General features: G+C 66.5%; 6 protein-coding genes. 5 read left to right on the forward strand and 1 reads right to left on the reverse strand.

What is annotated here, in order from left to right; genetic code table 11:
- Positions 1 to 25: 25 nt before the first annotated feature.
- Positions 26 to 1,894 (reverse strand): radical SAM protein, encoded by a 1,869-nt coding sequence (locus QHF83_RS08375; RefSeq protein WP_282417233.1) that lies wholly within the window; start codon positions 1,892 to 1,894, stop codon positions 26 to 28.
- Positions 1,895 to 2,834: 940 nt separating this feature from the next.
- Here QHF83_RS08375 and QHF83_RS08380 point away from each other — a divergent pair.
- From QHF83_RS08380 to QHF83_RS08400, 5 genes are all read left to right on the forward strand, one after another.
- Entirely contained in the window at positions 2,835 to 3,485 is a 651-nt protein-coding gene (locus QHF83_RS08380; protein WP_282417234.1) for a DUF2589 domain-containing protein, read from the forward strand.
- 369 nt (positions 3,486 to 3,854) lie between these two features.
- Positions 3,855 to 4,355, forward strand: coding sequence for a DUF2589 domain-containing protein (locus QHF83_RS08385; RefSeq protein ID WP_282417235.1), 501 nt, complete (start codon positions 3,855 to 3,857; stop codon positions 4,353 to 4,355).
- 44 nt (positions 4,356 to 4,399) lie between these two features.
- Entirely contained in the window at positions 4,400 to 4,648 is a 249-nt protein-coding gene (locus tag QHF83_RS08390; RefSeq protein ID WP_282417236.1) for a hypothetical protein, read from the forward strand.
- A 3-nt stretch (positions 4,649 to 4,651) separates the two neighbouring features.
- The gene (locus QHF83_RS08395; protein ID WP_282417237.1) at positions 4,652 to 5,635 is read left to right on the forward strand and encodes a hypothetical protein; all 984 of its coding nucleotides are present in this window, start codon (positions 4,652 to 4,654) and stop codon (positions 5,633 to 5,635) included.
- Between the two features lie 86 nt (positions 5,636 to 5,721).
- Positions 5,722 to 6,693 (forward strand): HEAT repeat domain-containing protein (locus QHF83_RS08400; protein ID WP_282417238.1); only part of this gene is annotated, 972 nt, incomplete at its 3' end.

The raw sequence follows: 6,693 nt of genomic DNA on the forward strand, positions 1-6,693 counted from the left end.
GTTCGGCGCTCTCGGGTTCGGCGCTTCAGGACGGCACGATCGGCAAGCGGACGGCCTTCTTCCGTTCCTGCTTGGCGAGCTCGTGCTCCTTCACGGTGAGGGGATTCTCGAATTCGGGCAGGGGCAGGTCCTTGTTCTTCGCGTAGATCGGGTGCCTGCCGTATTTGCGGTACCACTCGGCGACCGTGGCGTTCGCCTTGATCTTTTCGAGCACGTTGCGCCAGCCGACGCCCGTGTTGTAGGCGCAGAAGCTGATCTCGCCCATCTGCGTGCCGTAGGGGATGATGCACATCTCCGTCCGGCGGAAATCGTAATTGAAGAGGTCCTGGAACCACATGCCGGCGACGAAGAGCACGCGCCACTCGTACTCCTTCGCGTCGTTCTCGCCCGCGTGCGCGGCGCCCGTCTGGCTCATGAATTGCTTCACGAGCGTCTTCACGTCGAACCCGGGCGGCGCCTTCTCCGGCTTGTAATGGCGGAGGATGCTCGTGAGCACCTGCGCCTTCGTCCATTTCGAGCCCCGGCCCGCGTCGAAGATCGTTCGGAAATCCCGCAGGATACCTTCCATGTCGAGGAACTCGAGCAACGGGACCATCTGCTTCGTCTTCTTGTTGACGAAGAGCACGGTGCCGATGCCGCAGTTCGGATGACAGCCGCAATTGAGCTGACCGAAATCCTTGTCCGGGCCGTCGAGCAGATCGACGACGTCGCCGAACGGCGAGAGCGCCGAGAGCGGGAACCAATCCCGCAATGGCTCGGTGACGCCGGTCTGCGCCTTCACGTCGCGCGCGAGGTGGCTCAGCGTGTACCGTTGCTTCTCGCGCAGCTCGTCGGAGATGTCCTCGTCGCGGCCGGTGAAGCTCACGGGCTGAAAGCTCACGACCGTGACCTTGTCGGCATTTTCGATCGCGAACTGGATGATCGGGCCGACCATGTCGTTGTTCACGCCATTGACGACGGTCACGACGAGGATGACGTCGATGCCCACCGCCGCGAGCTCCTCGATCGCCCGGAGCTTGACGTCGTAGAGGTTCGCGATCTTGCGGTGGCTGTTCGCCTCGTTCGTGACCCCGTCGAACTGGAGATAGGCCATCCGGAGGCCCGCCTCTTTGCATTCCTTGGCGAAGCCGGGCTCCTGGGCGAAGCGGAGGCCGTTCGTCGCGCATTGCACGGCGAAATACCCCTTCTTGCGGGCATAACGAATCGCGTCGAGGAAATGGGGCGAGAGCGTGGGCTCGCCGCCGGAGAACTGGATCGACATCTGCCGCCGCGGCCGCACCTCGGCCGCGTCGTCGAGGATCTGTGTGATTTCCTCCCAGGAGAGCTCGTGCACGTAGCCGACCTGATTCGCGTCCATGAAGCACGGGTCGCACATCATGTTGCAGCGATTCGTGAGGTCGACCGTGAGCACCGAGCCGCGGCCGTACTTGATCGAGCTCGATCCGTGCTGGTGGATACGATCGGGCGTCATCACCACGTCGCGGCCCTGGAAGAGGCTCTCGATCCGCGCGAGGAATTTCGGGTCGATCGAGATGACGTCGCTCACGAGCCCGTGCTTCGGGCACTCCTTCTCCATCCGGATCTGGCCGTCGCGCTCGACGATGTGCGCCTTGATCTCCCCGGGCTTGTCCGTGACGAGCTTCGTCCAGTCCGCGTCGCCGCGCAGGATCTCCGTGCGCGCTTCCTTGACGCACGTCGGGCACAAGCTGTCCGTCACCCGAGGCCAGCCGAGCGGCGGCTTCGTCCGCTCCTTGCCGCGCGGGATGGGGCGATCGCTCCATCGAGGCTTGAACGGCAGGGGCTCCGGGCCGAGCGTGTTCAGCGTTTGCATCACCGGCCAGACTCGGTTCGCGGAGGCCGTGACGAATTTCTCCAGATGGCGCACGGACAACATCGGTGCTGCGTCTCCTCGGGCCCCCCCGATCGGGTGACGTAACGTAGTTGCCAGCCGCCAGCCCGACCAGCAATTTCGTTCCGTTCTGACGATACGGAATACTGCTGCGCCGCGGCGAGGTGGGCCGGCGAGCGCGCCGACACGGCCAAGATGGGGCTTGACAGGGAGGAGGGACCCGGTGCGGCGGCCCTGGGCCCCGCGGCGCCCCGGCGTCGGTCTCGTGGAACGGTTGGGCGCGACGCGCGCGGCGTGCGGGAGCGCAGGCTCTCGCGGACGCGGGCGAGGGTGCGTCGCCGCGCGGAGGACGACCATCGATCGTGGCCGAAACCGCGCCGTCGCGTGACCGGGGACGGGCGCGATTCGCGTTTGGCGACGGGACGGTGGATCGGAGATGATCCAGGGAGGGGCGTCGCGGAGGGTGCGTCCGAGCGCGATTGAGGATCGAATCCACGGCGAAACGTGGCGTCGCGCGACGCGCCGATATCGTTGGTCGAGCCGCACATGCCGATCACCCCCGTTTGACTCGAACGATGGAGGGACCATTTTCGCGGAGAAATACGGCCCATCTCGTTGTCAAACGGTTCGGCCCGGCGGGCCCGGAACGTACGAATTCGTCGGGATTGCGTGAACGGGTGAAAATTTGTTGCGCGCGGGCGCCGGCCGACCGTATCTCTAGTCCACCGGCGGGCGGCCGATATGGCCGCAGCCGGGGCTCGCGACTCTTGGCTCGAGGGTCTGCGTCTCGCTGCTTTGCCGTGATTCGCGGGCGTGGCCCAGGTGCGAAGCGACGGCGACGTGTGTCGTCGCTTCGCGCGGGTGCGCCGTGAATCGCTTTTTCACGGCCAAGGGGCGGATCTCGACCGGCTTGCCGTGTGTTCGTGGTGCTCCGGCGGTAATTGCCGTTTTCGGCGCCCGGCGGCAACCAAAAAGGAGTCTTACCATGGCTGATGGTGGTGATAAGGGCGGCGGCGGCGACGAGGCCTCTGGCGGCGATCAACAAGCCGCGACGCAGCTCCTGAGTCAGATCCCCTTCGGGGCGATCATCGGCGGTCCGCTCGTCGCGGGCGTCGAGGCGCAGACGTTGGCGGCGAACGCGACGCTGAAGTACGTGCTGGGTGTCCTCTTCGGCCTCGATGACAAGGGCAACCCCAAGTCGTCGACGGACCAGACGAAGCCGTCGGCCGTCATGTCGGTCACGTTCACGTTCTCGAGGGGCGGCGACACGGCGCAGCTCACGGTGCCGCTCTTGACCCTCGTGCCGATCCCGTACCTGCTCGTCGAGACGATGGATATCAACTTCAAGGCGGCCATCAATGCGACGTCGAGCTTCGATACGAAGCAGAGCACGTCGAGCGATAGCAGCGCCTCGATGGACGGATCCGTGGGCTTCCTCTTCGACAAGGTCAATTTCAAGGGCAGCTACTCGAGCAAGTCGGACTCGAGCTCGACGCGCGATTCGAAGTACTCCGTCGAGTACACGATCAACGTCAACGTGCACGCCACGGGTCACGACATGCCGGCGGGCACCTCGAAGGTGCTCAACATGCTGAACGACGCCATCAAGTCGGTGCCGGGGAAGCAGACGACGTGAGCTGAACGAGGGCGCCCGCGCGGAAAGAAGAAGGTGCGCGGGTCGCCGGGAACTCCACCTGTTGTGGTCCGGGGTGAGCGTCGATGCAGGGTCGAGTCGAGCGCATGGTCACCGCCGTGCTGCATGAAATCGAGCGAGGGCTGTTGCTCGCTCGTCTGCCTCCCCGCGAGCTTTCCGGAGCGCAGCAGGTGGAGCCTTTCCGTTCGAGCCTGCGCACGATCCATGTCGCGTGCACGCTCGAAATACCCCTCGAGGCGCCTGAACGAGCGGTTCTGAGGGTGAATGTATCGTTCGAGATCGACGCGTCGGGCGTCCCGCGGCTCGTGGCGTCGCGGTCGTCCGTAGCGGGTGAGCGTTGAGGAGTCTGTCATGGCCGATAGTACCGTTTCCCAGATTCCGTTGAGTCAGCTCGTGGGGAGCCTCGTTCGCGACATCGTCGACGCGGATGGGATGGCTGCCAAGGCCACGTCGGACTTCATCCAGAACGTGGGTTTCGACAAGGGCGAGCTGCGCATGGTGCAGTTCAGCTACCAGCAGGTCGTGCCGGGCGCGGGGGTCAAGCGATACACCGTCTCCGTGCCGCTCTTGACGCTCGTCCCCATCCCCATTCTCGGCATCGAGAAGGCGGAGATCTCGTTCACGACGACGATCGTGGAGATGAGCCAGGACGATTCGCAGGTGCCGAGGCTGCACGCGAAGCTCGCCGCGGACCTGGCGTCGACGAAGAGCGACGGCGGCATGTCCGAGACGACCGACGTCAAATTCACGCTGACGATGGCGCGCAGCGACGTGCCGGCGGGGCTGACGGGCATCTTCGGGCTGCTCGGCAACAACATCCAGGTCACCGGGGCGCCGGCCAAGCAAGAATAACGCAATCGCTCGGACCAGGGACATCGAGCAAGGAGAGGTTCGTCATGCTTCAAGGTTTGAAGGCACAGTCCGACAATCATGGTTTCCCGTGCCCGTGCTGCAGTTTCAAGATCAAGGCCACGATCGAGCAGATCCTGACGGGCAGCTCCATCTTCTGCGGCGGCTGCGGCCTCAAGCTCGACATCGATCGGCAGGGCTCCGCGCAGGCCATCGACGCGCTCCGGACGCTGAACGAGGCCGTCGCGCAGGCCGAGTCCCAGGTGGCGAAGGCGAAGAATCCCGGGGCGAGGTGAGCCATGCCCACGCTCGTGGACCTCATCAAGGGTGAAAGTAGCAGGAGCGACAAGGACAAGATCTTCAGCCCGAGCTTCCAGACGCCGGCCGACTGGTCCAGGTACTTGAAGGATCAATTCGGGCAAGGAAGTGAACCCGTGAGCGCGCTCCTCCGGTCGCCGGTGGGCCTCGACGGCTTCCAGGCCCTGTACATCGTGTGCTGGATCCATCAGCCCGTCGAGAAGGGCTCGTTCATGATCGAGCTCGAGAGTCCGGGGCAGGTGAAACAAGGGTACGACTCGCTGCCGGACCGGTGGTCGAGCCATCTCGGCGAGCGCGGCAAGAGCGCGGGAGCCGGCTGGCAATTTCTCAATGGATACAAAGAGCTCCTCGTCCAGCTCGAAAGTGTCGGATCGGCCTCGTCGGCTCTGTTCCTGAAGTCCGAAGGACATGCCGCCATCTCGGTGAAGCACATGCTGAGCTTCTTCACGAAGAAGATCACCGGAGCGGGCAATACCGTGAACAAAGCCTTGCAGGCGCAGGCGAAGGAGCCCGGAAGCGTGGTCACGCCGCGCGCGGCCGAGAATTACAGCAAGTCGTACGAGAAGGTCCTCGCGGCGGTGGGCTTGAAGCCGAAGGATACGATGAACACGGTCCCGAACGTCGCGTCCGCGATGTGGAAGTACCTCGCCGCGCGCGGGAGCAATACCCTCACCGCGTATTCGAATGGCGGCGGCCCGAGGGACGCTTCCCGTGTGGCTGCGCTCCGGGGCGTGAAGCTTTCGGAATGCCTGGACAAGCTCCGCGGCGCTGCGACGAGCGACCTCGCGCCAAGGGACAAGCTGCGCGTGGCCGTGCTCAAGGCCAACAAGGATTTCGATACGATCATCAAGAACCTGAAGACCGATCCCGCGGGGACCCAGCGCGTCTTCGCCGAGGTCAAGGTGACGCCGAGGCAGCTCGACGAAAGCCTCCGCGATTTCCTGGCCGAGCTCAATCGAGGCTAGCAGCCCGTGGACTTCGGGCGCTCGCGCCAGAACCCCCGAGGATGGAGCGTGACAACCCGGCATCCCTCGTCGATAGTTGCGCCTCGATGTCGCGCTGCTCCCGGGCCCTCACCGCGCTCTCCTTCGCGCTCTCCTTCGCTGCGTCCTCCCTCGCGCCCGCCCCGGCGAGCGCGCAAGGGATCGCCGTGGGCGTCGGGCGCAGGGCCGAAGGCGACGACGAGTACGGCGAGGTTTCCGCCCCGAACCGAGGGACGCTGCGGGGTCTGTTCGGCGTGCCCGTGGCCGAGCGGCTGCTCGCGTCGGGGTCGGTCGAGGAGCGGCTGCGCGGCGTGCGCAGGCTCGGCGCGATCGGGACGCCCGAGGCGATCGACGCCCTGACGAACGCGTTCGAGCAGTCGTCGCTCCTGACGCGCGACGGGCGCACGCGGCTCGAAGGCGTGCGGATCCTCGCGGCGCACGCCGATCGCGAGGCGGTGCGGCCGCTGCTCATCCGCGAGCTCTCGGAAGGCGGACCCGACGCGCGCGCGGTGTCGCACGGAGGGCTCGCGCGCGGGGCCGCGGCGCTCGCGCTCGCGAGGAGCCGCGACAAGAAGGCCACGTCGGCGCTCGTGAGCGCGGTGCTTCAAGGCGGTCCGGGCGGAGAGGCGGCGTCGGCGGCGCTCGTGGTGTACCCGCCCGTGTCGATCGCGCCGCTGCTCGAAGGGCGTCGCCGGATCGAGCCGGCCCTCGCCGCGCTGCTCGGCGACCTCGGCGACCTGCGGGCGATCCCGCGGCTCCGGCAGGCGCTCGAGGACGCGGATCCGGCCTACCGCGCGGCCGCGGCGCTCGCGCTCGCGCGGCTCGGCGATTCGAGCGCCGAGGTCGCGGCGCGCTCGTGGGTGAAGAGCGACGACGTGAAGCAGAAGCGCGCAGGCGCCGAGGTGCTCGCGCGGCTCGGCGCGGCCGGCGCGGCCGAGGCCATCGCGGCGCTGCTCGCGGCAGGCCCGACGCGCGTCGACGGCGTGCGCCTCGCGCTCACGGCGCCCTCGCCGGCCCTCGTCAAACCGCTCGTCGCGGCG

Source organism: Polyangium sp. 15x6, from assembly GCF_029960785.1.
Lineage (GTDB): Bacteria > Myxococcota_A > Polyangia > Polyangiales > Polyangiaceae > Polyangium.